25 protein-coding genes are annotated in these 23307 nt (G+C 42.7%); 3 read left to right on the top strand and 22 right to left on the bottom strand.

Features of this window, described 5'->3' with window-relative positions; translation table 11 throughout:
• Window positions 1-45: 45 nt before the first annotated feature.
• The 8 genes from ablB to D0463_RS14500 all read right to left on the bottom strand — a co-directional run bounded on the left by ablB (window position 46) and on the right by D0463_RS14500 (window position 8289).
• Window positions 46-885, bottom strand: a complete 840-nt coding sequence (ablB, locus tag D0463_RS14535; protein WP_117308109.1) for a putative beta-lysine N-acetyltransferase — start codon at window positions 883-885, stop codon at window positions 46-48.
• Window positions 886-943: 58 nt separating this feature from the next.
• Entirely contained in the window at window positions 944-2248 is a 1305-nt protein-coding gene (locus D0463_RS14530) for a peptidase (RefSeq protein WP_117308108.1), read from the bottom strand.
• Window positions 2249-2263: 15 nt separating this feature from the next.
• On the bottom strand, window positions 2264-2920 hold the full coding sequence (locus D0463_RS14525; RefSeq protein ID WP_117308126.1) for a 3-oxoacid CoA-transferase subunit B: 657 nt from the start codon (window positions 2918-2920) through the stop codon (window positions 2264-2266).
• The gene (locus tag D0463_RS14520) at window positions 2872-3609 is read right to left on the bottom strand and encodes a 3-oxoacid CoA-transferase subunit A (RefSeq protein WP_254052815.1); all 738 of its coding nucleotides are present in this window, start codon (window positions 3607-3609) and stop codon (window positions 2872-2874) included. The genes D0463_RS14525 and D0463_RS14520 overlap by 49 nt, the downstream gene beginning before the upstream one ends.
• 15 nt (window positions 3610-3624) lie before the next feature.
• Window positions 3625-4968, bottom strand: a complete 1344-nt coding sequence (locus D0463_RS14515; RefSeq protein WP_117308107.1) for an aspartate aminotransferase family protein — start codon at window positions 4966-4968, stop codon at window positions 3625-3627.
• 244 nt (window positions 4969-5212) lie between these two features.
• Entirely contained in the window at window positions 5213-6193 is a 981-nt protein-coding gene (locus D0463_RS14510; protein ID WP_117308106.1) for a S66 family peptidase, read from the bottom strand.
• A 235-nt stretch (window positions 6194-6428) separates the two neighbouring features.
• On the bottom strand, window positions 6429-7901 hold the full coding sequence (locus D0463_RS14505) for an NAD(P)/FAD-dependent oxidoreductase (protein WP_117308105.1): 1473 nt from the start codon (window positions 7899-7901) through the stop codon (window positions 6429-6431).
• 217 nt (window positions 7902-8118) lie between these two features.
• On the bottom strand, window positions 8119-8289 hold the full coding sequence (locus tag D0463_RS14500; RefSeq protein ID WP_117308104.1) for a YjcZ family sporulation protein: 171 nt from the start codon (window positions 8287-8289) through the stop codon (window positions 8119-8121).
• A 176-nt stretch (window positions 8290-8465) separates the two neighbouring features.
• Here D0463_RS14500 and D0463_RS14495 point away from each other — a divergent pair, with 176 nt between their 5' ends.
• Window positions 8466-9560, top strand: a complete 1095-nt coding sequence (locus D0463_RS14495; RefSeq protein WP_117308103.1) for an SGNH/GDSL hydrolase family protein — start codon at window positions 8466-8468, stop codon at window positions 9558-9560.
• 49 nt (window positions 9561-9609) lie between these two features.
• On the opposite strand, the gene D0463_RS14490 is transcribed toward D0463_RS14495, so the two are convergent.
• From D0463_RS14490 to msrA, 3 genes are read right to left on the bottom strand one after another with little or no spacing between them, the layout of a single operon-like run.
• The gene (locus D0463_RS14490) at window positions 9610-10101 is read right to left on the bottom strand and encodes a PTS sugar transporter subunit IIA (protein ID WP_117308102.1); all 492 of its coding nucleotides are present in this window, start codon (window positions 10099-10101) and stop codon (window positions 9610-9612) included.
• A gap of 55 nt (window positions 10102-10156) precedes the next feature.
• The gene (gene msrB / locus D0463_RS14485) at window positions 10157-10591 is read right to left on the bottom strand and encodes a peptide-methionine (R)-S-oxide reductase MsrB (protein WP_117308101.1); all 435 of its coding nucleotides are present in this window, start codon (window positions 10589-10591) and stop codon (window positions 10157-10159) included.
• The gene (gene msrA, locus D0463_RS14480; RefSeq protein WP_117308100.1) at window positions 10584-11117 is read right to left on the bottom strand and encodes a peptide-methionine (S)-S-oxide reductase MsrA; all 534 of its coding nucleotides are present in this window, start codon (window positions 11115-11117) and stop codon (window positions 10584-10586) included. Before msrA ends, msrB begins: the two co-directional genes overlap by 8 nt.
• A gap of 176 nt (window positions 11118-11293) precedes the next feature.
• Between msrA and D0463_RS14475 the strand changes: the two genes are divergently transcribed.
• A complete protein-coding gene (locus D0463_RS14475) occupies window positions 11294-12043 on the top strand; it encodes a DUF4397 domain-containing protein (protein ID WP_117308099.1) in 750 nt (249 codons plus the stop codon).
• Window positions 12044-12859: 816 nt separating this feature from the next.
• Here D0463_RS14475 and D0463_RS14470 read toward each other — a convergent pair.
• The 4 genes from D0463_RS14470 to D0463_RS14455 all read right to left on the bottom strand — a co-directional run bounded on the left by D0463_RS14470 (window position 12860) and on the right by D0463_RS14455 (window position 16139).
• Window positions 12860-13441, bottom strand: coding sequence for a YpmS family protein (locus D0463_RS14470; RefSeq protein ID WP_117308098.1), 582 nt, complete (start codon window positions 13439-13441; stop codon window positions 12860-12862).
• Between the two features lie 2 nt (window positions 13442-13443).
• Window positions 13444-14280: an SGNH/GDSL hydrolase family protein gene (locus tag D0463_RS14465; protein WP_117308097.1), complete on the bottom strand. Its 837-nt coding sequence runs from the start codon at window positions 14278-14280 to the stop codon at window positions 13444-13446.
• A gap of 200 nt (window positions 14281-14480) precedes the next feature.
• Window positions 14481-15068 (bottom strand): SCO family protein, encoded by a 588-nt coding sequence (locus D0463_RS14460; RefSeq protein ID WP_117308096.1) that lies wholly within the window; start codon window positions 15066-15068, stop codon window positions 14481-14483.
• Window positions 15069-15161: 93 nt separating this feature from the next.
• The gene (locus tag D0463_RS14455; RefSeq protein WP_483295745.1) at window positions 15162-16139 is read right to left on the bottom strand and encodes a nucleoside hydrolase; all 978 of its coding nucleotides are present in this window, start codon (window positions 16137-16139) and stop codon (window positions 15162-15164) included.
• Between the two features lie 176 nt (window positions 16140-16315).
• Here D0463_RS14455 and D0463_RS14450 point away from each other — a divergent pair, with 176 nt between their 5' ends.
• Window positions 16316-16825 carry a PCYCGC motif-containing (lipo)protein gene (locus tag D0463_RS14450; protein WP_117308094.1) on the top strand — a complete coding sequence of 170 codons (510 nt, stop codon included), beginning with the start codon at window positions 16316-16318 and terminating at the stop codon, window positions 16823-16825.
• A gap of 78 nt (window positions 16826-16903) precedes the next feature.
• On the opposite strand, the gene D0463_RS14445 is transcribed toward D0463_RS14450, so the two are convergent.
• The 7 genes from D0463_RS14445 to D0463_RS14415 form a co-directional block, all read right to left on the bottom strand.
• The gene (locus D0463_RS14445) at window positions 16904-17752 is read right to left on the bottom strand and encodes a DegV family protein (protein WP_117308093.1); all 849 of its coding nucleotides are present in this window, start codon (window positions 17750-17752) and stop codon (window positions 16904-16906) included.
• A gap of 170 nt (window positions 17753-17922) precedes the next feature.
• Complete coding sequence (gene tatC, locus D0463_RS14440) at window positions 17923-18669, bottom strand: twin-arginine translocase subunit TatC (RefSeq protein ID WP_117308092.1); 747 nt, start codon at window positions 18667-18669, stop codon at window positions 17923-17925.
• A gap of 106 nt (window positions 18670-18775) precedes the next feature.
• Window positions 18776-18967 (bottom strand): twin-arginine translocase TatA/TatE family subunit, encoded by a 192-nt coding sequence (locus D0463_RS14435; protein WP_117308091.1) that lies wholly within the window; start codon window positions 18965-18967, stop codon window positions 18776-18778.
• A gap of 170 nt (window positions 18968-19137) precedes the next feature.
• Window positions 19138-20406 carry a threonine ammonia-lyase IlvA gene (gene ilvA / locus D0463_RS14430; protein WP_117308090.1) on the bottom strand — a complete coding sequence of 423 codons (1269 nt, stop codon included), beginning with the start codon at window positions 20404-20406 and terminating at the stop codon, window positions 19138-19140.
• A gap of 308 nt (window positions 20407-20714) precedes the next feature.
• A complete protein-coding gene (locus D0463_RS14425) occupies window positions 20715-21203 on the bottom strand; it encodes a dihydrofolate reductase (RefSeq protein ID WP_117308089.1) in 489 nt (162 codons plus the stop codon).
• On the bottom strand, window positions 21200-21994 hold the full coding sequence (locus D0463_RS14420; RefSeq protein WP_117308088.1) for a thymidylate synthase: 795 nt from the start codon (window positions 21992-21994) through the stop codon (window positions 21200-21202). Before D0463_RS14420 ends, D0463_RS14425 begins: the two co-directional genes overlap by 4 nt.
• Before the next feature lie 45 nt (window positions 21995-22039).
• Window positions 22040-22765, bottom strand: a complete 726-nt coding sequence (locus D0463_RS14415; protein ID WP_117308087.1) for an anthrax toxin lethal factor-related metalloendopeptidase — start codon at window positions 22763-22765, stop codon at window positions 22040-22042.
• Window positions 22766-23307 lie beyond the last annotated feature (542 nt).

Raw genomic sequence — 23307 nt, 5'->3', positions numbered from 1 at the left:
ATATGAGGAAGTGCCAAATACTTGCCGTTTTGTGCTGAAAATTCGTCAATTCTTCACCCAAAGATTCATATCTTCTATTTTATCGAAAATGTAGCAATTGTTAGCGAGCCGCCCCCTATATCCATATCCAAGCTGAAAAAACACCGCGTTCATCCCGTAGGAGAGCGCTCGTGCAATCGAATACACACAATATATTTGGTGATCAGCCAAGTATTCTTCCAATTTGGCAATCAACAGCTTCATTAAGCCAAACTGCCGATGCTCCGGCAGGGTCGCACAGTCAGTAATTTCGGCATTATGATATGTTTCATTCACTTCCGCAGAAGCGGCGCTGACGATATGACCTTCATATTCATATATGTAAAAAACAGTTCCAGACTGCATGCATTTTTTTACATATTCCGGCTGATTCATCGGTACCGGATAAATTTTGAAGACATGACCGTATAAGTCAGCCAGCCCTGAGACATCTTCTTCGCTTGCTTTCCGTACTTGATAACCTTGAGGCGGGGCGATTGAGGCTTTCTTTGGCAGTGAAAGTACGCCATCCAAGATGTTATCCGCTTCTGTCCATTTATCACTGCTTCTCCTGTTTGACTGAAAATATTTCGCAAAGAAAAAACAGTCGCTTCCTAAAAAATATTTGTCTACACATCCCTCATAGAGAAACCCCCGGCTGATTAGTTCCTGGAAATTTTCATGCCTTGCCTTAACGATCAGTTTTTCCGCATCGCTATCGGCTGCGAGATGAATCGCTTCCGTCATGCATCCATTGAAATTCCCGAGGTAGTCATCGACTCTTACCCTGCGGTTAAAACGGTCAAATGTAATGTTTAACGTATATCCCTGTTTTTTTATCAGCTTTTGCTGTAATGGATTATCCACCTTTTTCCTCCCTCGCCCTTAACTGGACGCTGCGACTTCTTCGTCAAGCACGAACGTTTCAAACTGTTTCACTTTTTGTTTCCCCTTGATCGACGGCCGTTTCTTCAATGCCGCACCAGTTAATGATGGTAAGCGCAATAATTTCCGCCACTTCCATCATTCTATCTGTTTCTATATATTCATTCGCATCATGGGCCAATTCGGTCTTTCCCGGTCCAAAAACAACGACCGGTATTTTCCCTACATTTGAAAGATATCCGCCATCCGTACCCCAGGGCGACGCTTCGATCGAAGGCTGTTCACCCTTGACTTCAACAAAGCTGTCGGAAATGGTTTGCAATAACGGATGGTTTAACTCTAAATTCGATGGAAGCCATCTGGCACCGAACCATTCCAATTCGATCGGTTTTGCGCGGAACCATTCATTTGTCGCATTTAAACGGGCTATGCAGTTCTCAAGCGCTTTTTGGGCCTCTTCCATTTTTTCAGTAGGCGCAATGCCGAACCTGCCTTCCATAATAGCCGTATCCGGTACCGATGAAGGCCACTCCCCGCTTGAGATTTTTCCTATATTAATCGGGATCGGGATTGGGATGTTTTGATAAAGTGGATGATTCAAAGCCTCATTCCGTTCTTTTTCTAGTTTCTTAATTTCGTTGATTACCTCCATAGCAAGCTCAATGGCGTTTACCCCTTCATATCTTGTGCCTCCATGAGCAGATTTTCCTTTTATCGTCAGTCTGAACCACATCGATCCCTGTTGAAGCGGAAACAGCTTCAGATTGGTAGGTTCCGGGATGATGGCCCCGTCAGCACGATAACCTCTTAACACGGCAGCCAATGTCCCGGCGCCGCCGCTCTCTTCTTCGATGACACTTTGAAAAATCACATCGCCTTTTAATTCAATTCCCAAAGAAATGATGGCTTCGAGAGCCAAAAGCAGAGAGACCGTCCCACCCTTCATATCGGTCGTTCCGCGTCCATACACCTTCCCATCCTTCACCATTCCGCTATATGGTTCTTCTTCCCAATCGCCAGGATTGCCCTCCGGGACCACATCAATGTGACCATTTAAGATCAGTGACTTACCATTGCCTTTTCCTTTCCTAACAGCGACAAGGTTGGGATTACCGCTAAAATCCCTCCGGTCACAATAAAAATGCCGGTGCTTACGCAAGGCATCGTCTCCAATTTCCCATAAGTCTATTTCCAATCCGAGCTCCCTGCATTTCTCTACAATAATCGCCTGGGCCTTACCTTCCTGTTCCCTCCTGCTAGGTTCCTGAACAAGCCTCTGTAAAAGTTTCACTCCACTTATTCCATGTTGCTTCAACCAATTATGGATTTCCTTTTCGCGAGCCATCAATACCCCTCCTGTCTACTCCCCATAAACCGTAAGTCTATCTGAAACCTGAAATGGCGCCTTTGTATATGTTTTAATTTCATCGATTGTAAACGGCACAAATAAATCCGTTAAAAGTAACCCGTCAGCCAAAACAGAAAATACACCCATTTCCGTTATGACCATATGTACACACTTTTTTGCGGTCAGCGGCAAGGTGCAGCTTTTTACCAGTTTCGACATTCCTTTTTTGTCTCGATGATTCATAAGCACAATCACCTTTTTAGCCTTGGCAGCAAGATCCATGGCCCCTCCCATCCCTGGTACCCTTTTACCCGGCACGATCCAGTTGGCAAGGTCGCCCCGTTCGCTTACCTGAAGCGCCCCAAGGATCGTTACATCGACAAGCCCCTTTCTAATCATTCCGAACGCAACCGTACTGTCACAGTACGAAGCACCATTCCGTATAGTGACCGGGTATCCGCCTGCATTGCATAAATGAGCGTCCTCCATGCCTTCTTCCGGTGATTTTTCCATTCCAACGATTCCGTTTTCCGCATGGAAGATGATCGTGTGGTCTGCCGGCAAAAAATCGGGAACGAGTGAAGGGATACCGATCCCCAGGTTCACAAGCATTCCATCCTTTAGCTCTTCAGCTGCACGCCTTGCGATTTTTTGTCTTCCCAAACCCATTGCCAATCCACTCCTTCCGATTTAACGAAATGGTTGACAAAAGCGCCGGGAGTAATAATCTCTTCCGGGTGAAGGGCACCGAGCGGCACGATTTCCGCCGTTTCCACAATCGTGACCGTCCCGGCCATGGCAGCGAGGGGATTTGTATTACGGGCACTTTTGTCAAAAACAAGGTTCCCATATGGATCTGCTTTTTCGGCATACACAATGGATATGTCAGCGGTTAGAGCGGTTTCAACTAAAAAGGCTTTTCCCTCTATGGTAATCGTTTGTTTATCTCCCTTTACAATCTCCTCTTCCAATCCTATGTCTGTAAGGATGCCGCCAAGACCCATTCCGCCGGCTCTCATCCTTTCAACAAGCGTTCCCTGCGGGGAAAATTCCACGTCCAGCTCGCCCTCGGTCATATACTTTCCGGCATTCGGGTTGGAGCCGATATGTGAGACTATGATTTTTTTTGCGCGTTTATCACTCACTACTTTGCCTATCCCAATATCAGGGAACCCTGTATCATTTCCAATCAATGTCAAATCCTTTATCCCTGAATCCAAAATGAGATTCACCAGGCCCGGTGGTGTGCCAATGCCGCCAAAACCGCCAAACATGATGCTCATTCCATCCCTGAATAAATGCCTAATATCAGCAAATCCACAAATTTTATGAAAAGTGTCTTCTATCAAGGTTTTCACTTCCCTCTATCCTGGTTATGAATGATGAGGCAACATTTCTGCAAATTGATTCAAGGTGTTTTTGAATCTACGGATCAATTCTTCGATTTCCCTTTTCGTTATCGTTAAAGGCGGCGCAATGATGATGGCTGCACCTGTCACTCCATCTGGACCGGCGGAAGCCGGATATACAAGCAGACCGTTTTTTGCCGCTAAGGAAACAAATTTATTAGTAATGTCGAGCTTTACCGGAAACGGTTCCTTCGTTTCTTTGTCCTGAGCAAATTCCACCCCGAGCAGGAGGCCTTTACCGCGGATGTCGCCAATGAATGAATAACTGCACGCAAGCTTTTCGAGCAAATTGCGCAAATACACACCTGCTTCCACAGTTTTAACAACAAGATTATTCTCCTCTAAATATTCAAGGACTGCCAGGGAGATTGCACAAGATTGGGGATTGGCGCTGAAGGTATGCCCGGCCATGATTGATTTTGAACCGTTCAAAATCGGTTCCATGACTTTATCGGTCATAACGGCAGCGGCAATCGGCGTGTAACCGCCGCTCATTCCTTTGCCGAACGCAATGATGTCAGGCTCCACATCCCAGTGATCGGAAGCAATCATTTTGCCGGTCCGTCCAAAGCCGGTCATTACTTCATCCGCAATAAAAAGAACGTCATATTTTTCACAGATCCGCTTGAGCTTCTGGAAATATCCGTCCGGCGGGGAGATGGCGGCTCCTGCAGCTCCGATGACCGGCTCGGCGATAAAGGCGGCAACGTTTCCAGGACCGATCCGGCGAATGGCCGACTCCAGTTCCGAAGCACAGGCCATGCCGCAGCTGTCAGGCTCGAGGTTATATGGACAGCGATAACAGTATGGTGCGGAAATGGCCGGGTACGATTCGAGCATGGCCGCAAACCGTTCCCTGCGCTGCGGGTGCCCTGACATCGACAAAGCGCCAAGAGTGATTCCATGATAGCTCATCCATCTGGAGATGATTTGATTTTTTTTCGGCTGCCCTTTTTCCTGCCAATGCTGGATCGCAATCTTTAGGGCTGTTTCGGTTGCCTCCGAGCCGCTATTCACAAAAAAACTCCAGGTAAATCGATCATTGGTCAGACATGCGATTTTGGACGCGAGTGATTCAGCCGCTTCGCTTGTGAATTGAGACCGGTATACAAACGAAACTCTTTTTGCCTGTTCAGACATCGCTTCTGCGATTTCTTTTACACCATGTCCAATATTGGCAGTAACAGCCCCGGATGAGGCATCAAGGTATTCCTTTCCTTCCATATCATATAAATAAACACCTTCACCAAAGCTGATGATTGGATAATCTCCATCCAGGACGGGTTTAATCAATGATGATTGCTTCATAATCTGCCGCACTCTCCTTTTGCCGCAAGCAAAATGACAATATAGTAAAGTGTATGATGGATCAGGTTTAATCTTTCATCCTATTTCATTTTGAACCCTGTTGCATGTAAAGAAAACTTGTCGGTTGACGAGCCTCTTAAGGCAAAGACAGAGACGTAGGTGACTTATGCAAAGGAAAGTTTAAACTTTCCTTTCTGCCAAAAAAAGCTACCCCCCCTGGTTTCAGCTTCGAGGGGGGTAACTATCAATTGTTGTTTAAGATTTTTATTTCGGCCTTGCTGCCTTTGGCGGCAATCCTGGCCCTGCCGCCAATCGGTACAGCCGCAAACGGATGAACATGGCCAAAGTTCGCATTTGCAATGACCGGGATCCCGTTTAATTCTTTTTTGGAAGCGATGATTTGTTCCAACGCATAATCCGTCATCCCGGACTCCTTTTGAAACCGACCGATAACAACCGCCTTTATCCCGCCAGCATCAGGCAGATGAAGGACTGATTGAAGGTCACGGTCAAATGTCAATGGATGGGACTCTTCATCATCCTCGATGAAGAGAATAGTATCCTTCAAGGAAGGCATATATTCCGTGCCATGAAGCAGATTCATCGTACAAAGGTTTCCGCCGATAATCGTCCCTTCGGCTGCACCCTCCTGGAGAATCCGGTAGCCTTCGTTCTTATGAAAAGTCCGGTTATCCTGGTCAAGAAACCAGGCATCATCACTCCACGTTTCACTCGCTTCGATCGTGTATTCTTTCGCTTCTGTTACCGCCTTTAGGAAATAATCCTGCGTATACTCAAATCCCGCTTTCACGCCAAAGGTAGAAAAATGGGGGCCCGAATAGGAAACAAGCCCTGTCTTTTGGAGAATTGCCAGGTTCAGCACGGTGATATCGCTGTACCCGCAAAACACCTTGGGATTTCTCCTGATCAATTCATAATCGATTGACCGCAGCAGCTGGTTGGCATTATACCCGCCGATTACCGTAAGAATCCCTTTCACGTTTCTGTCCGCGAATGCATCGTGCAAATCCTCGACACGGGCTTCAATCGAGTTCGAGAAAAACTCGTCGTGATCATAAATATTTTTTCCATATGTAACGTTAAATCCAAGCTGTTTCAATCGGTCTTCCGCTATCTCTCTTTGTTCTCCCTTTATGACTGCCATGCTTCTTGATGGGGCGATAATCCGGATCTCATCCCCCGCCTTTAATGTAGAAGGCACCATTTTCCCACTCCTCTCCATTTAAGCCATTTTATCAAAAGTGGTTTTTAGTTGCATAATAAAAGCAATCCCTTGTAAATAAAGGACTTTGACTATAACCAGCCGCCTTTATGGCAAACATAATTATAATAAATCTCAAAGTCTAGATGATAACCCCCGCGTTGGCTGGAGGATTTAATAAAAAAGTTCTACTTTAATTAAAAAACTCCCTGGCACTGAATGCCAAGGAGTCAAACGCTTATACGGGTAAAGCTTCTTTATGCCGGGCAGGTTTCCCTATCGATTTTTCCACAATATCGCGCGCAATCCAGACACCGCAGGCGCTTGCCTGGGCTAGCCCGCGCGTGATTCCCGCTCCGTCGCCTCCTACATAGAGACCGGAGATTTCCGTTTCAAAGCGGTCGTTCAGCTTGGGACGCGCTGAATAGAATTTCGCTTCAACCCCGTAAAATAATGTGTGCTCCGAGGCTATCCCTGGAGAAACCTTATCTAACGCTTCTGTCATTTCAATCAGGCTTTTCAGCGTATTATACGGCAAGGCAAGACCTAAGTCTCCCGGAACCGCTTCCTTCAATGTCGGTTCAAGGAAACCTTCTTTGATTCTTTTATCTGTTGAACGGCGCCCTTTTAAAATATCACCATATTTCTGGACAATCAGCCCGCCGTTGGACAGTGCATTTGCCAGTTTTGATACTTCGTGTGCATATTCATTCGGCTTATCAAACGGCTCGGCAAATGTATGGGATACAAGCAACGCGAAATTGGTGTTATTGCTTCCGAGTTTCGGATCTTTGTATGCATGTCCGTTTGCAAGCATGATTCCCGAATGATTCTCGACCACGACATGACCTGAAGGATTGCTGCAAAATGTCCTAACTTTTGTACCGACCGAAGTATTAAAAATGAATTTTCCTTCATATAAATGCTCATTGATTTCTTCCATGACAATATTGGAAGTCTCGACCCTCACGCCGATATCGACTTGATTATTCAACATCTTAAGCCGCCTTTTCTTCAGAAGGGCGCTCAACCATTTAGATCCATCCCGTCCCGGTGAGATGACGACCTTGTCTGCCAATATCGTTTCACCGTTTTTCAACAAAATTCCCCGGGCCTGATGGCCGTCCGCACCCTTTTCGGTAACAAGGTCTTCCACTTCCTGCTTGAAAGCCATATCTATTTTCTCTGTTAAGTATTCATAAATGCTTTGCATGATCATTAAGTTTTGCTCTGTACCTAAATGCCGAACCTGCGCGCGAAGCAGCTTCAATCCCGCTGCATAACCCCTGTGTTCAATCTCCCTGACTTTATCCGTCATTGGGTCTGTGATTGTATCGGTTGCACCGTGACTCAAATTGATTTCATCGACATATTTAATTAAATCAATCACCTGGGAATCCGGCAGATAATCGGTCATCCAGCCGCCAAATTCACTGGTGATATTAAACTTTCCATCTGAATAAGCACCCGCCCCGCCGAAGCCATTGGTAATCGAGCACGCTGGCAGGCAACCCGCAAATTCCTTCCTGCCTATTGCCGGAGGACATTTCTCAATCTTCCGTTCCAGGATTGGACAATTTCTTCGGTATATATCGTGGCCTTTATCGATCAATAAGATGCTAGCTTCCGGCATCTTCAACGTTAGCTCGTAACAGGTAAAAATTCCAGCCGGACCCGCGCCGACAACAATTACATCATATTGGGATTTCATCTTAATTCCTCCCGGTTAAAAACAATTAATAATCTTTCCTATGCAACTATACCAAAGCATGCAAAACAGGTCAATTAAAATACGAACATTTCTAAGATAATTTTATTTAATATTCGTAAATATTGCTTTTTCCCTAGTGGATTTTTACCTTCCCTCTAAACTTGTCCCTTTTTTGACAAAAAAAAAAGCCGACCAAGAGGTCGGCTTTTCATTAATATTAATGCCCGAAAGAAGCACCAATAATTATCAACAGAATAAACAATACTACTATTAGCGCAAAGCCGCCGCCAAATCCTTTGTCATACCCGTCATGCCCGTCATACCCATGGCCATATCCATGGTCGCATCCACATCCGTACACAGAATTCACTCCTTTGGATTTTTGCATTCTCATTACATCCTTACAATATGTCTAACAGCCCGCCCTTGTCTGTGCTCTAGCCTATTTTACAAATATTAATTTTTTTTATTTTTTCTATTTCAGACTATTACATATTGAAGTATAATTTGAAAAAAAGATAGAAATAATTCTATAAATTAAATTGATTTGCCGGGGGAAATGAATTGAAAAAGAAAGGCCGCTTAATCGCACCTTATGCTGCTGCATCATTATTGGTCCTATTGATTTGTTTTTTTGCGTTTCAAAAACACCAAGCCACTTATGGGTTTGATGAGACCTTAACCGTATATGAAAAAATTTCGGAGAAGAAGCCTATAAGATATACGGTGATCGGTGACAGTATTGGCCGTGGTTCCGGTGCAGAAGCACCCGAACAAAGATGGTTCAAAGTATTGGAGAGCAAGATGTATGCCGAACAGGGTATAAGAATGTCCGGTGAATATAGCGTCCAAAGTGGAGCAACTGCTTTCGAGGGATTATACAAGCTTTCTCAGTTTAAAAATGCCGGTAAGTCAGATCTTGTTTTCATCGTCTTCGGCGAGAATGACCGAAAGTATATGGAGGCCAACGATTTCAGTGTACTTTATGAATCATTGATTCGAAAGGCTAAGGCTGTGTTTCCTAATGCTGAAATCATGACCATTACGGAAAGTTCTTTGACATATGACAGCTTTGCCGCAGAAATTGAAAAGCTCTCCGCTCATTACCATGCCTCTCACCTTGATATGCGGTCAGTCTTTCAGGAAACTGGCATTCCTGCTAAAGAATTAACTAAGGATCTCGTCCATCCAAATGGACGCGGATACCAATTATACGCAGACGCAATCTATCGTCAGTTGACACACGATGCAGAACAGAACAAAGAAATCACTGCTATATTCGAATCGCTAAACGACCAAACATTTGAGAAATTTAGGACGATTTCTTCCTTTAAAGAGAACCAAGGTTTTACGATGAAAAATGGCTATTTAACGAGCAGCCAAAAGGGAAGTTCTCTTGAATCTGAATTCCATGGCGAGGTCCTAGGGGTGAAGCTTTTAAGAAGTCCTGACGGCGGAGAAATAAACGTATATATTGACGGGAAATTCGTAACAGCGATCAGCACTTGGTGGCCATTCGAGCGTGAACGTTATCTATATATCGCAAGCGGTTTATCAGATGGCCCGCATACTGTCCGCCTTGAAGTGTCAGGTGGAAAATCTCGAAACAATGTATCCGAGAACTCCATCATCCAGATTGCATCGATAATCGTAAATTAAGAACAACAAAAAACTCCGATCCCCTGTATAGGGTCGGAGTTTTTTGTTGTTATTTCGCCTTGATTGTCAGAAGTGGCGTTTCTCCTCTTTGCAATTGTGTCTCCGTTGTCTTTTCGATACTTTCAACGGCATCTCCATTCGTAATGATGATTGGTGTTAGCGTACTGCTTGCTTTTTCCTTTATGATTTTAAGATCGAATGTAATCAGTTTATCGCCTTTTTTAACTTTGTCGCCTTCTTTGACGAAGCTCTCGAAGCCTTCACCGTTTAAGGAGACTGTTTCTAAACCGATATGGATCAATATTTCGATGCCACCTGCCGTCACCAGGCCGACCGCATGCTTGGTTGGAAAAACCTGCACCACCTTTGCGTCGAGCGGTGCTACCACGACGCCTTCTGTTGGTTCAATCGCCAGCCCATCACCCATCATTTTCTCTGCAAAAACAGGATCCGGTACGTCTTCAAGCTGTACAAGCTTCCCCGTTAAAGGGGCAGTCACGATTTCCTCTTCCGCCTTCTTGCCGAACAATTTTTTAAACAAACCTTACACCAACCTTTAATGATAGATTGCCGATATTATTCTGTTGCAATTATTGTTAATTAAATAACTTTGTGTATTCCCCGTACCCTTCTTTTTCGAGGTCTTGTACAGGGATAAACTTTAATGCTGCGGAATTGATGCAATAGCGTAACCCCGTCGGTCCCGGCCCGTCATTAAAAACATGCCCTAAATGGGAGTCAGCTGTTTTGCTGCGTACCTCCGTGCGTCTCATTCCAAAGGTTAAATCCGTTTTTTCGGTCACTTCTTCCTCTTCTATCGGTTTTGTAAAGCTCGGCCATCCACAATCGGAATCAAATTTATCCTTTGAGGTAAACAAAGGATTTCCAGAAACGATGTCGACATACAATCCCTCTTCTTTATGATTCCAAAATTCATTACGAAAAGGTGGCTCTGTCCCGTTATTTTGCGTTACTTCATATTGTAATGGATTCAGTTTTTGCTTTAATTCTTCTTTATCAAGTTTACTCATTCGATTCACCCCAATGTTTGTCAATAAACCCAGCCCGGCCCGAACCAACGCGGTAAGCGTTATAATGTGCCGACCGTTTTTTGTAGTAGTCCTGATGATATTCCTCAGCTGGATAAAACTCTTTCACCGGTAAGATCGGTGTTACAATTGGCCGGGAAAAACGACCGCTTTCTTGCAAGTTAGCCTTCGATTGCTCGGCGATTTGTTTTTGCTCTTGGCTATGATAGAAAATCGCAGTCTGATACGAACTTCCCCGATCACCAAATTGGCCGCCTTCATCAGTAGGGTCAATTTGCTGCCAAAACAATTCAACAAGTTTTTCGTATGGATACACTTCAGGATCAAACGTTATTTGAACTGCTTCAAAATGACCGGTTGTGTCAGAGCAGACCTCTTCATAGGTTGGGTTTGCTTTTGTGCCACCGGTATATCCGGATATGACGGATTCAATTCCGGGCTGTTCGTGGAACGGTTTTACCATGCACCAGAAACAGCCGCCGGCAAAAGTTGCTTTTTCAACTGTCATTGCTACCATCCTCCATTTCAGCTAAAACCCTTATCTATCTAATGAATTTTATCGTTTTTTACTAACGATGTAAAATGATTTGCAATATCCAATTTGACTATATGTTTTTTCTGACACCTGCCCACGTCCACGTGCATACTTTGTTAGGAAATGAGAAATGAATAGGAGGGAAACTGATGCCAAACAAAAATAGCGATCATTATTTCCATAAAGCGGCGAAGTACGACTTGCTCGCCAACTATTATAAATATACACGTCCCGATTTGCATGTCCACTATTACAAAAAACATTTGCAAAGCATGGAGAAAGCTATGAGTCCAAAGACACGGCAATACCAGCCTGATCAGAATGCTGCTAAGGTTCGTTTTCTACACGGATCCCCAGACGGGCCGAACGTGGATATTTTTATAAATGATCTGCGTGCGTTCAAGGATATCCCTTACAAAACACTCAGCAACTATTTATCAGTTCCTGCAGGAAATTACCAAATTGATATTTATCCGACAGGAGAAATGATTTCTGCCTTATTAAGTTACAAATTAAAGATAAAAAGCGAAACGTTCTATACACTGGCTGCAGCGGGTGCGGCGGATAACTTAAGGCTGGCCACCATTGAGGACAATCCTTTTGTACCGGAAAGAGAATCCAAAGTGAGGTTTGTCCACTTATCATCCGATGCTCAAGCGGTAGATATCGCTGCCAAAAATGGTGATGTCGTATTTCGGGGTTTACCTTTTAGAAGAGGCACGAGTTATCTTGGATTGACTCCAATGGTTGTCGACTTTGAGGTCCGTGCAGCAGGCACGAGCGAGACGGTTCTTGAGCTTCAAGGACAACAGTTTGACCCGGATACTGCCTATACTATTTTTCTGGTAGGATTTGCAGGCAAATCACCGGAATTAGAGGCAGTCAGAGCTACTCCATAAGTCTTCTTGTATATTGCACAAATTCAGATTATCGAGCACAAATCCTGATTATCGAGCACAAATCCTGATCATCGAGCACAAATTCCGATTATCGAGCACAAATTCTGATTATCGAGCACAATCCAAATCATCGAGCACAAATCCTGATCATTGAGCACAAATTTCGATTATCGAGCACAAATCCTGATCATCGAGCACAAATTTCGATTATCGAGCACAAATCCGAATCATCGAGCACAAATTTCGATTATCGAGCACAAATCCGGATCATCGAGCACAAATTTCGATTATCGATCACAAATCCTGATCATCGAGCACAAATTCTGATTATCGAGCACAATCCAAATCATCGAGCACAATCCTGATCATTGAGCACAAATTTCGATTATCGAGCACAAATCCTGATCATCGAGCACAAATTCTGATTATCGAGCACAAATCCAAATCATCGAGCACAAATTCAAATCATCGAGCACAAATCCAAATCATCGAGCAGAAATTCCGATTAACGAGCACAAATCCTAATAATCGAGTAGAAAACCGGATTATCGAGCACAAATCCTAATAATCGAGCAGAAACCCAAATTATCGAGCACAAATCCTGATCATCGAGCACAAATTCCGATTATCGAGCACAAATCCGAATCATCGAGCAGAAACCCGAATTATCGAGCACAAATGTGGATCATCGATCAGAAAATTCAAATTAGCATTCACAAATTGAGTTACTCGGTCACAAATTAGGATTAGCGAGTAAAAATTAAGAAGGTATAGCTAAGGCCTGGTATTTTGGATACCACTCCTTGTCGCTATACCTTATTCTTTAGATGGAACCGTCAGCAAAAACGAAATGTCATCATTTTTTAAATCAAATTTCTTGGCTTTAATTCTGGCATCGCTATCCAATTCCATATTCTGCAAGGATATATATATCAATTCATCATCCGGTTGAATACTAACCCATTCAGGTGTTTTATAGCGATTATTGACAAAATTCAACACATATGACACGGGCAGGTTCATTTGCCCAAGTGATATCGATTTTTGCCGTAAAATGAGATCGCCATTTTCTAGTGCTTCCGGTTCAAACGATAATTTAAGCTCCATATCTTCCCCAAATACAGGAAGTGTTCCGAACAGCTCGACATCATCCTTTAGATATACTTCATAATGAATCGGCCCGGTCATACCTTCTTTAGCCAAATATCGGTTTATCAGCCTGTTCAGATCATTTTTATTCGTATTCACTTGAAATTCAATGTCATCTTCTCTTGAAATCCCCGGTTTAATTTCCCGATCATCTGCAGGCAAGACAGCCAGGATGAAAATTGTTAAGAAAGCCAAAAGATTTAAAACAAGCAAGCCAAAAAATAAATACTTCCACTTTCGTGTTTTCATTGTTATTCCCCAATCCCTTTCGCACTAGCCTCCAGTGTATCCTCACCGAATTTGTTAACTTCCATATTTTTATAAATCCGTGCAGCAATCAATTCATATCCGCGGTCATTAGGATGAAAATAATCTTCTGAAAAAAGCAAATCCTCTTTTGACTTACTAAAAATATCTCCTATCTCTATAAAATAGGCGTCATCGTAGTCTGTGATGATTTCTTTACCGCTTTCATTCCAATCATTCATGATAAAATCCAATTCCTTAAATGAAGTCAGCCACTTGGAAAATGGATTATATAAGCCGACAAGATATATTTGCGAATTGCCATTATATGAACGGACTTTGTTAATTATCTTTGTTAATCTTTCTTCATACCCTATTTTTGCTTGTTCAAACTGAGCTATCGTTAGATTCGAGAAGTTTTCACGCACAACCTTTATAATATCATTGCCGCCAATAGTAATGACCACTGAATCCGCTTTTTCGATGTCCTCCCGGAGCAGGTTGCTGTCAAGCCTTTTCAACAGTTGGTCTGACCTGTTGCCCCGCTTGCCGTGATTGATCAAATGGGCAGCAGTTATCTGTGGCTCCTTCTCTAACCGGTTCCTTAAATACGGCAAATATCCGCCAGCTTTCGTGCTATCTCCTACCCCTTGGGTAAGTGAATCTCCAATCGAAACAATCTCGATCGGATCAGGAAAGAACGCTAACGGAACTGCCTCTTTCTTAACGAGACTTGTGCTTTTATATTGGCCCGCCATACTTTCCAGATAAGTTGGCCTCATGTGGGAACAAGCTGATAGTAATATAGCACACAAGAAAAGATAGGTGATTTTTGTCTTCATTGCTCTCACCTTCCTTCATAATTATCTATATTATATCACCAATCTCATTTTACTATCTGTCATACCGCAATGACATCTATCTTATTTTATTGTATTAGCCTAGACATGATTCTGTGCGAGTCAAAAGAAAAGCGGAAGCGCCTTGCAAGTAAAGAACATCGACTTGGCAAACATAAAAAACAGGCCGGATGCGACCTGTTTTACTGATTTTGCAATATTTTAATGTGTTTAATGATTTCCTCAAAAGGGTCCTTGTTGAGACCGGTATAATACCGGATGATCTTCCCTTCCTTATCGATTAAATAAAAATCGGTTCCATGGATCACCTGGTCTTCGGCTTCAGGCTTTTGGACAATCGTCTTAAAATTGTCCATTGCGAACTCTTCAATTTCGTTTTGGGAGTATCCCGTCAGAAAATGCCAATTTGAAAAATCCGCATTGAAGCTTGCCCCAAATTCCTTTAAAACCTGCGGTGAGTCCACTTCGGGATCAACGGAAAAAGAAACAAATTCAACATCTTTAATCCCCTCATCGTTTAATTGTTGTTGAAGCTGTGCCATATTGGATGTCATGGGAAGACAAACATCCTCACAGCTTGTAAAAATAAAATCAGCAACCCAAACGCGCCCGTCCAGATCACTCTTCGAAAAGGGTTTCTCTTCTTGATCCGTAAATGTAAAGCTTTCCACATCCCAGTTTTTAGCGTCAGGTACTCCGTTTGAACCGCAGCCGGAAAGAACCAGACCTGCCACCAGAACAACTGCTAATAACAATTGAAGCTTCTTCATTCCTTAACCATCCTTTATGTAATCAGTTCGTCATCTATTCATTCTAGCAGACGAACTAATGGTATGGAATAATAATATTGTTATGGTTCAGGTTTATAAAAACGATTGTTTATGGTTAGCCTCAGAAATAAATGTTTCCACAAAGGAATTAATATATCGGGCATAGTTAAAGTCAACCGCAACTTTATGGATGGGATAGTCTGCTTTGATCCTTCTTTCACGAAAGTCACCGATTGTTTGTCCAAAGCTTTCGCCTTTATTCGTAATGATTTTTACAGGAACCTCCTTGAACCTTACATCACCCGGTTTTTCTAATGCCCATATCACCAAAAGATCATGGAGCGGAGTCCCTGCAATCGTAGGCATCATTTCTTTGTAGGCCTGATAGTAATACGTATACATTTGCATCGTGATTTCAGCCATCTGGTGATCGACTTGTTTTATAACGGAATGGACGTATTCGATGATAGGAGGAGTAACAATGGCTTGGTGTGTCACGTTTAAAGGAAAGACATTTATTTTGACCGGAGAATTTGTAAAAACAATGTTGGCCGCGTAAGGATCTCCGTATATGTTTGCTTCTGCGACAGGAGTTACGTTGCCGGGATAGTGGAAAGCGCCTCCCATAATATAAATCTTATTGATTTTTTTCATCACGTTTGAGAAAAAAATAAACGCGGTAGCAAGAGATGTCAGTCTCCCCACCGAAACAATCGTTAATTCGTCCCCGTATTTGTTAATAAGTGGAACGATTTCATGGAAATTCTCAAAATTTGATCCCATTTCTTCCAGGATTTCAAACGGTCCGAGTCCTCCCTCACCATGTATCGTCGGATAATACTCAGGCTCACTTCCCGTTAGCGATTTCGAAGCACCACCGAAAATCGGGATGTCTGTAATATCAAACAGCTGCTGAAGGAATCTTGCGTTTGCAACCGCTTTCTCTTTTGATACATTCCCGTAATCCGCGACAATCCCGACAACATCAATCTGTTTGGAATAAGAAGAATAAATTAAAGCGAAAATATCGTCTATTCCAAAATCACCGAAAAATAAAACTTTTTCTCCCAATACAGTCACCGCCTTGAATCGATATACTCTTTATATATACATTTTATCCCAATTAGTGTTTGGGAAAATGCTGCTTAGGAATTGTGGCTAAATTCGTAACGAATAGCAATAATCGTATTTCCCATATGATTATATGATAAGATGTACCCGATTAAATATAAAAGCAGGTGATCGTTTTGAAAAAGAAATATACTATTTTCACTTCAGTGTTTTTTTCAGTTTTTCTAATCGTAGCTGGGTGCGGAAACGAACCTACCGAACATTCGGAAAGTAAGGAGAATGATCATTCTGTAGATCAGCAACATAAGGGTGATATTCATGAAGAAACAAAGTCAGCCGAAGATATGCCTCAATTTTTAGATGGAAAACCTGAAGATTTGACCGCGATTTATGCAGAAGCCGCTAAGTACCAAGACCTTCTGGAGCATATTCCATGCTACTGCGGCTGCAGTGAATCAGCCGGCCACCGTGATAATTATGATTGCTTCATTCATGAAAACAAAAAAAACGGCGCCATCGTCTGGGATGACCATGGCACTATATGTGACGTTTGTGTTGTAACGGCAGCGGAGTCTATTAATCAATTTAATGAGGGCAAAAGCATGAAGGAAATTCGGCAGTATATTGATGATAAGTATAAAAAAGGTTTCCCCGAGCCAACACCGACTCCGGTGCCTGAAGCCTAATGGGCCCCAATGATTTTAAAAGGGAACTCCGATCCGGAACTGGATCGGGGTCCCTTTTGCATTTATGTTCTTATCAACTTACTCAGGGTCCCAGTAATACATAAGGGCCATTGCTCCCTCACCTGCATGCGTGCTAATAACAGGTGTCGTTACCTCAATGGTGATGTTTTCAAATCCTGATACTTCTTGAACAGCTTTTCTTACTTTTTCGGATAGTTCCAGGCCATTGGCATGGGCAATTGAAACGCCCTTTAAAACTTTGCCTTTTGTATCATCCACAAACCGATTAAGCAGATTTTTGATGATCTGCGACTGGCTGCGTGCCTTTGAAACGGGATGTAAAACACCGTCCTCTAGAATAGCGATAGGCTTAATGTTTAATAAAGAACCGAAGAAGGCAGAAACCTTTCCGATTCTTCCTCCCTTTGCCAGATTTTCAAGGGTGTCGATGACAATGATCAGGCTTGTCTGATTTCTTATTTTAGTCAATCGTTCTGTTATTTCAACGGCAGTCTTGCCTTCCTGTGCCATTTTGGCAGCTTCAATTACTTGAAAGGACAGTGCTTTTGAAATGAATTGAGAATCGATAACCGTCACCTTTGTTTCTGTCATTCCGGCTGCGCTTTCAGCGGAACGGAACGTACCGCTCATGCCTCCGGTCATATGAATGGAAATGACTTCACTTCCGTCAGCTCCAAGCTTGTTGTACACATCAATAAAAGCACCCGTGGACGGCTGTGAGCTTTTCGGCAGTTCTTTCGCATTTCTCATTTTCTCCAGGAAATCGTTCTGTTCAATTTCAATTTTATCTAAATAGACCTCGCCATCAATCGAAATAGATAGCGGTATCATTTCAATTTCGTATTTCTTAAGTTCTTCCACAGTCATATCCACCGTGGAATCCGTTACAATTTTCACTTTACCCATCAATTCACTTCCCTACATTTACAATTCTCTTTGTATTATACCTATTCACACCTACCATTCAAACTATTTATACGCAAAATGAAGGAATTTTCACTAAATCTCCAAAATTGTAAAGAAAATACGCCATTTAGCGATTCTTTTAAGGCAGGGATGATTAGACATCATTGCACTTATTCTTCTGTTTCATATTCCGATTCAAGCAATGCTTCCTTTTTTTGCTTTCTTTTAAAGACGATCTTAGAAAGTGAAATGCTGATTTCATACAAAAGCAGCAAAGGAACCGTCACTAAGAAATCTGACATGAAGTCCGGGGGAGTGATTGTGATCGCAATCAATACGAGTACAAAATACGCGTATTTTCTAAGCTTTTGCAGAACGTATGGATTAATGACGCCAATGGAAGTAAGGAACATCGTTACCGCTGGCAGCTCGAATAAAATCGCAAAAGGCAAAGTCATAGTCAAAATGAAACGAAAATATTTATCGGCGGTAAAATTCGTCACAAACAGATCGCCGCTTAAATCAAGCAGGAAGTCTAATACGGTCGGGAAGATGACAAAATATCCGAACGCAAGCCCCCCGATAAACAAAATGAATAAGGCCGGAATATAGGATAAAGTGATTTTTACTTCATTTGGCATCAACGCAGGTTTAACAAATAGCCAAAGCTGGAAAGCGAATACGGGAATCGTAATTGTGATTGCAATAACGGATGAGATCATGAAATACACCCAGATAATGTCACTTGGTCCTAAGACGGACAATTTCATTTCCAGGTCCTCAACCAGCCATTTATAGATATCTTCGACGAAAATGAATCCCAGTATAAAAAAGACCAAAAAGGAAACCGCGACGATGATCAGCCGTTTTCTTAATTCACCTAAATGGTCGACGAGGTTTAATTCTTTGTCTGCCAAAATTGATCCATCCTTCTTTTATGGTAAGGAACTCTTGGAACGCAAGAATCTGCATTGTTCCCGAATAAAAAGGTGTAAGACAGCTTCATCTCACACCAATTGCCTTCTATGATTTTGACGCATTCTTCTTCTCATCTTCATCCATTGTGTCGCTCGTCAGTTCGCGAGTCGATTTCTTGAATTCGCGCAGAGTCTGTCCAAAGGCTTTCCCGATTTCCGGCAGCTTCTTAGGACCAAAGATGATCAAAGCGAGTACAAGAATTAAGATTAAGCCCGGAACACCAATATTTGAAAACATGGAAACATCCCCTTTAGGTATTTTAATACAATCTACTGTTAGTATAGTATTTATTATTACTATTTGAAAGCATATGGCAAATTCTTCATAGTTCGTTCACAATTTAATCATGTTGATGTGTCGTGGAAATACTCTACTATTCTACCTGAAGGTTGAAGGATATTCCAGCTTTAGATTAATAAATGAAATAAATTACTGTTTTTATTAACTTCCACAAAAGGAAAGCCCTTCTTCTCCATCCGCGAAATCAGCCCTTGGTAATCCCCTTGTTTTTTTAACTCGATTCCGACCAGGGCCGGCCCGTTTTCTTTATTATTTTTTTTCGTATATTCAAATCTTGAAATATCATCGTCAGGTCCGAGCACTTCATCAAGGAATTCACGCAAGGCACCGGCCCGCTGCGGGAAATTGACGATAAAATAATAAAGCAATCCCTCATAGAGCATCGACTTCTCTTTAATTTCCTGCATTCTCCCGATATCATTATTGCCGCCACTAATCACACAAACAATCGTCTTCCCTTTAATCTGCTCGCGATAGAAATCAAGAGCCGCAATAGAAAGCGATCCTGCTGGTTCCGCAACAATCGCGTGTTCATTATATAAATCAACAATCGTTGTGCAGACCTTGCCTTCCGGAACGACGACAATATCATCGACAAGCTCACTGCAAATCTGATATGTCTTTGTTCCCACACATTTAACAGCCGCTCCATCAACAAATGTATCGATCGTCTTGAGGCCATCCACCTTGCCTAGGTTGATGGCATGTCTCATGGACGCTGCTCCCTCAGGCTCTACGCCAATGCACTTTGTTTTAGGTGAGATACTCTTGAAATAAGTAGACAGGCCCGCCATTAACCCTCCGCCACCAATTCCTCCAAAAACAAAATCAATTTTCTCATCACAATCATTCAATATCTCTACTGCCACAGTCCCTTGCCCTGCCATAACCAGTTCATCGTCAAACGGGTGAATAAAGGCTCGGCTCTCCTTTTCGGCACAAAGTAACGCCTGCTCGTAAGCATCATCGTATGTGTCGCCCGTTAAGATGATTTCAATGCTTTCTTTTCCGAATAGTTCTACCTGGTTCACCTTTTGTCTTGGTGTCGTAGCCGGCATAAAAATCTTTCCATGAATTCCTAAGGCACTGCATGCATAAGCGACCCCTTGAGCGTGGTTGCCGGCGCTTGAGCAAACAATTCCGTTTTTTATCTCGATCTCAGTCAAGCTTTTCATTTTATAGTAAGCCCCGCGTAACTTAAATGATCTGACATGCTGCAGGTCTTCACGTTTTATATAAACATTACAATCGTATTTTTCAGACAAACGGTTGTTCTTTTGCAAGGGAGTATGGTAAATGATATCTTTCAACTCTTTATATGCGATTAGAATATCCTCAATGTGAAGCAACTTGGTTTCAGAAGTTGTCTGATTCATTGTATCCCTCTTTCTCTTCACTGTTATTTAATTTGTAAATTATAACACTTTAGCTTGGTAAAACAACAGATTTTTCTAAAAATTCTTATAAGAAAATTAGCAGCTTCATGACTTACGTCGATGCCGGCTCTAATAAAAAACACCACATCCTGCGACGAAGTCTTTGGCAAACGTAATTTTGAGTTTGGATAATAAATGCCTCAGTTCGGATAATAAATCGCTAGTTTGGATAGTAATCGAGTTCGGTTAATAAATGCCTTAGTTTGGACCAAAAAAGCCGCCTCAAATGACTGAGACGGACTTAGATACTATTTTTTTCTTTCCAAAACAATAAAGTCGTGCGGATAACGGTTTTTTTCATCAACCGTGCCTGCTGTTAATGATCGCTGCACCCATTCTGTTTCTTGGGTTTCAGGAAAATAAGTATCTCCCTCAAAGGCATGATGGATTTCAGTAATATAGAGCCGGTCTGTGACAGGAAGGATTTCTTTGAAGATTTCCGCCCCGCCGATCACGAATAGCTCCTGGGCCGAAGAATCAGCCAGCTGTCTGACATCGTCGATGGAGTGCAGAATCGTCACTCCTTCGGCGTCAAATTCAGCATTGCGGGTCACGACAATGTTTTCCCTTCCTGGCAGCACACGGCCGATTGACTCAAAGGTTTTGCGTCCCATCACAATTGGATGCCCCATTGTCACGTTTTTAAAATACTGCAAATCCGCAGGCAGGTGCCACGGCAGCTGGTTGTCTTTGCCGATCAATCTGTTCTCATCCATTGCGAGCATGAGAGAGATCATACGCTGACAACTCCCTTAATATGAGGATGTGCATCATAATCTTCGAGAACAAAATCTTCAAAAGAAAAGTCAAAAATGTCCGTCACTTCCGGATTAATTTTCATGACAGGTAGCTTCTTCGGCTCCCTTGTAAGCTGCAGGTTGACTTGTTCCATATGGTTCGAATAAATATGTACATCTCCGAATGTATGCACAAACTCGCCTGGCTTCAGTCCGGTAACCTGGGCGACCATCATTGTTAATAATGCATAGGAAGCGATATTAAATGGCACACCGAGAAAAACATCGGCAGAACGCTGGTATAGCTGGCAGGAAAGCTTTCCGTCCGAAACATAAAACTGGAAAAAGGCATGGCACGGTGGAAGCGCCATGTCTTCCAACTGACCAACATTCCATGCACTCACGATCAGGCGCCTTGAATCCGGGTTGTTTTTAATTTGCTCGATTACCTGCGAGATTTGATCGATCTGCCTTCCATCCGCTGTTCCCCATGAACGCCATTGATGGCCGTATACCGGTCCAAGTTCACCGTCTTCATCTGCCCACTCATTCCAAATGCGGACGCCGTTTTCCTGAAGATACTTTGCATTCGTATCACCTTTCAAAAACCAAAGCAGCTCATGGATAATGGCCTTAAGAGCCAGTTTTTTGGTCGTCAGCAGCGGAAAACCTTCTCCCAGGTCAAACCTCATCTGATAGCCGAAAGTACTAATCGTCCCCGTACCTGTCCGGTCCTGTTTCTCGGTCCCGTTTTCAAGGACATGTCTGCATAAGTCCAAATATTGCTTCATCGTAACCCACCTTTTAAAAATCTTCTTCTCTATTCTATCAGATTATCAGTCCAGTTGTTTGATGAAAAAATAAGTCTTCGGTGCTTTCGTTTGTAACTCCGTTTTATCGCGAGCGTTTTTATAATAATACATCGCAAAGGATTCAGCGAAGTATTCTTCAGGGTGGGTGAGAAAATAAGGCCGTCCCGGAAAAAGCTTAGGCGCTTCCTCTTTCCAGATGCGGAGAAACCCTTCATCTTCGCGGATATTCCCGTAGACGATCGTATCCAATGTATGCGCCAGCTCATGAAGCTCGAGGCTGACTGAGCCATGACCGCTTCCCTTTCCGCTCGCGCCTATCTTGACGAGAACATTTCTTGTTCCGCCCATTCCCGGCACATCATCCCATGTGTGCTCCGAATTTGTGTAGCCTCTCGGCTTTTCCCCTTTTAAATGCCTTGCTGAACGATTATCGGTCAAACTGCCCGTGAACAATTTAATCCGTACATTGTGATGAACTAGTCGATCATGCATGAAAGGCGGAAGACTGCTGATGGTCTTTATAATAGAATACGCCTCTTCATTATTAAACACTGAATTGGAAAAGAGAAACAAGCGTTGAAGGTTTTGATTATCCTTGATTAGCTTTTTGTGCTTCAACGGGTTATTTTCCGGTAACTCGGCCCATGTGATCCCTTCTTCAGATGCAGAAGGAAGAGAATCAAATGAAAAGAGAGCGCCTAAAAGAACAGCCGGAATAGCAAAGATAAAAGCCAGCTTCTTTATATTCATAATAATCCCTCTCTAAAGAAAAAAGTCTGCTCAAGTAGCAGAACTTCTTTTTGTTGATGTAATCTCAAATTGGTTCAGACAGACATCATTATCATGAAGATGCTCTGACATATATTAAAATTATAACATATGAAAATAAAAAAATAGTACGGCGACAATGTTTAATAATTGGAAAAAGCAGCTTATTATGTGTCACGCTATGCGCGGCCCGCTCATATATAGATAGTATTCAGACTTACAAGGTGATTGGGATGAGACACTATCATAAACACGAAATAGTAAAACAGCACCCTGAACTTGCTGAAGATGTTTTGGACGTTTTCAGCCTAGAGTTATTCGTATACCTGGATTTACTGTTGTTTTCTGTATTTCTCGGCCTTTTCCTTTATCCGAACGTGAATTCACTTTTGCCCGTTTTTATCGTACCTTTTGTCTTCTTCACGTTTTTTTCGCTTTTATTCCGATTCATGTGCAGAAGCACGTAATCGAGTAGGAGGGGGTGACTAACCCCCGACCTCTCACACCACCGTACGTACCGTTCG

The sequence above is a fragment of the Bacillus sp. V59.32b genome (assembly GCF_003429085.1).
Lineage (GTDB): Bacteria > Bacillota > Bacilli > Bacillales > DSM-1321 > Peribacillus.
The sequence above is the reverse complement of the archived record's forward strand: the minus strand, read 5'-3'. Positions and strand labels throughout refer to the sequence as shown.